General features: G+C 53.2%; 2 protein-coding genes. Both read right to left on the bottom strand.

Annotated elements, in window-relative coordinates:
- Positions 1–1,297, bottom strand: a 1,297-nt coding sequence (gene ilvA, locus R3177_RS13970; protein WP_318971626.1) for a threonine ammonia-lyase, biosynthetic, incomplete at its 3' end; no start/stop codon positions are given.
- A gap of 575 nt (positions 1,298–1,872) precedes the next feature.
- Positions 1,873–3,348: dihydroxy-acid dehydratase (gene ilvD, locus R3177_RS13965; protein ID WP_318971625.1), on the bottom strand; the 1,476-nt coding region annotated here is incomplete at its 5' end.

Raw genomic sequence — 3,348 nt, 5'->3', positions numbered from 1 at the left:
CGCCGACCATATGCCGCACATGCAACTTGGCCAGCTCGTCGTCGGACAAATCCTGATAATCATAACCGGCATCACTTAACAGCCTGGTCACGATATCAAGTTCCTGCTGGCCATGGCGCAGCTTAATGCCGACAAAAATATGGGCTTTATTATCACTGGCATAGCGGTAGTTAAATTCAGTAATGGCCCGGCCACCCAGCGTCTGGCAAAAAAGGCGGAAGCTGCCTTTCTCTTCCGGGATAGTCACTGCAAATACCGCTTCTTTTTTCTCGCCCAGCTCACAGCGCTCTGACACATAACGCAGCGTATCAAAGTTTAAATTGGCACCGCTGAGCACTGCTGCGAACTGCTGCGGTTTAACCAAGGTGCTGTTTTGCAGCCGCTGACTGTATTTTTTTAAACCGGCCAGCGCCAATGCGCCAGCGGGCTCTGCGACGGCACGTAAGTCATCAAAAATATCTTTAATGGCTGCACATATTTCATCGCTGGATACGGTAACTACTTCATCGCAAAAACGTTTCGCCAGGTTAAAGTTTTCAGTACCAATCCGTTTTACCGCCACGCCATCGGCAAATAACCCCACCCTAGGCAGGGTGACCGGCTCACCGGCAGTCAGGGCTGCTTTTAAGCAGGCAGCATCTTCCGGCTCAACGCCTATTACCCGCACATTCGGCTGAATAGCTTTAATATAAACCGCCATACCGGCCATTAAACCACCGCCACCCACCGGAATAAATACCGCATTAAGCTGGTTATGCTGACTTAACAGCTCTTTGGCTACCGTGCCCTGGCCGGCGATAACATCGCTATCATCGAACGGTGGGATATAAGTAGCGCCTTCGGTGTTCGCCAGTTTAATGGCATAGCTATTGGCTTCGTCAAAGGCGGTGCCGTGTAATACCACATTGCCGCCCAATGCCCGCACGGCAGCAACTTTAATTTCCGGGGTGGTGATTGGCATAACGATGGTAGCCTTAAGCTGCAGTTTACTGGCCGATAACGCCACGCCCTGGGCATGATTGCCCGCTGAAGCACACACCACGCTGGCGTTGGGGCTCTGTTGCTTGACTTTATGCAGCTTATGAAAAGCACCGCGTAGTTTAAACGAGTACACCGGCTGTTTGTCTTCGCGCTTTAACAGCACTGTGTGGCCGAGGCGCTGGCTAAGTTTGCTCATGCCATCTAACGGTGTTTCCACCGCAGCCTGATAAACCGGCGACAGCAAAATGTCCCGCAGATACTGCTGCATTAGCTCGGTATCTGTCTGCTCTGCTTGGACTGTTGCCAGGTTGTTCATTGTTGCTCCGGTTGTTTTAATTTACTGCATACTCTAAAGCGAAGACCAGAAACTGCTAAACAAGGCGTCTCCGGCAAGGAAGCCGGAGAGACAAATTCGTCAGGAACGAATTTGAACTGCGCCAGCAGCCCAGTGGGCAAGCTCCATGGAAGAGGCTTGTAACCCTACAGGGACGTATTTACGGCGTCCTTGTGTGTAGTTACTGGTCGAAGCCTGCCAATCATTTGCAAGCTCACGGCAAGGAAATGCTCTTTTCGCCGCCTTCAAGGATCACATCCCTGTGCCCTTTCAGCCTCCGCGGCATCCATGCCGCTGCTGCAAGAGCACACCTTGCCCATCGCCTGACGTCTTGCTGCTTGTGCCATCCAACACACTTAAGTTTCGAGCGAAGACAGGTAACAGCTAAGCGGGGCGTCTCCAGCAGGGATGCTGGAGAGACAAATTCGTCAGGAACGAATTTGAACTGCGCCAGCAGCCCGCCAGGGCAAGCTCCATGGAGGGAGCTTGTAATATTACATGGACGTATTTACAACGTCCCCGCGTGTTGTTACCTGTCGTAGCCTGCAGCTCAGGTTTTAATCTTCCAGTTTACTTAAATCTCTTACCGCGCCTTTATCGGCGCTACTGGCCAACAAGGCATAAGCTTTTAATGCTGTGCTTACTACCCGCTGCCGGTTCTGTGGCTTCCAGCCTTCTTTGCCCCTGGCATCCATCTGGGCATGGCGCTTTGCCAGCTCTTCATCACTGATGGCAATGCCGATTTTACGCTGGGGAATATCAATCTCGATGGTGTCGCCTTCCTGTACCAGTGCGATAGCGCCGCCACTGGCGGCTTCTGGTGACACATGGCCTATCGACAAGCCCGAGGTGCCGCCAGAGAAGCGACCGTCAGTGATTAAGGCGCAGGCTTTGCCCAGGCCCATCGACTTTAAATAACTGGTCGGGTACAGCATTTCCTGCATACCCGGGCCCCCTTTCGGGCCTTCGTAGCGGATAACCACCGCATCGCCCGCTACAACTCTGCCTTTTAAAATCGCCTCTACCGCCTCATCCTGACTTTCAAATACCCGGGCCCGCCCGGTAAACACCAGATTCTCCGGTTCAACCCCGGCGGTTTTGACAATACAGCCCTGCGGTGCCAGATTGCCAAACAGCACCGCCAGGCCACCATCTTGTGAATAAGCGTGCTCTTTACTGCGAATACAACCTTCAACCCGGTCGTCATCTACCGAGGGGTAGCGGCAGTTTTGCGAAAACGCCTGGGTAGTGCGGATGCCGGCCGGGCCAGCCGCGTAAAAGTGTTGTACTTCTTTTGATGGATTGTTTTTTAAATCCCACTGCGCCAGCACTGCACCTAGCGAACTGCCGGCAACATGCGGCGTGTCGGGGTTTAACAAGCCGGCCCGGTTCAGCTCCGCTAAAATGCCGATAACCCCACCGGCACGATGCACATCTTCCATATGGTATTTCTGGGTTGAAGGCGCCACCTTGCATAAGTGCGGCACAATGCGCGATAAGCGGTCGATATCGGCCATAGTAAAGTCGACTTCTGCTTCAATCGCCGCCGCCAGTAAATGCAACACGGTATTGGTGGAACCGCCCATCGCGATATCCAGCATCATGGCGTTTTCAAAAGCAGTTTTATTACCAATACTGCGCGGTAACGCGCTCTCATCATCATTTTTATACCAGCGGTTGCACAGCTCCATAATCCGAAAACCGGCCTGCACAAATAGCTTTTTGCGATCAGCGTGGGTAGCCAGTAGCGAGCCATTACCCGGCTGGCCTAAACCTAAGGCTTCGACTAAACAGTTCATCGAGTTGGCGGTAAACATACCCGAACAGCTGCCACAGGTGGGGCAGGCACTGCGCTCAATCTGCTCGCTGTCACTGTCAGACACCTTAGGATCGGCCGCTGACACCATGGCATCAACTAAATCCAGTTTGATGATCTGCTCTGACAATTTGGTCTTACCCGCCTCCATTGGCCCACCCGAGACGAAAATGGCCGGCACATTCAGGCGCATTGCCGCCATCAGCATGCCCGGGGT

The organism is Arsukibacterium sp. (genome assembly GCF_033722355.1).
Taxonomy (GTDB): Bacteria; Pseudomonadota; Gammaproteobacteria; order Enterobacterales; family Alteromonadaceae; genus Alishewanella.
This window is presented reverse-complemented; position numbering and strand designations above follow the sequence as displayed.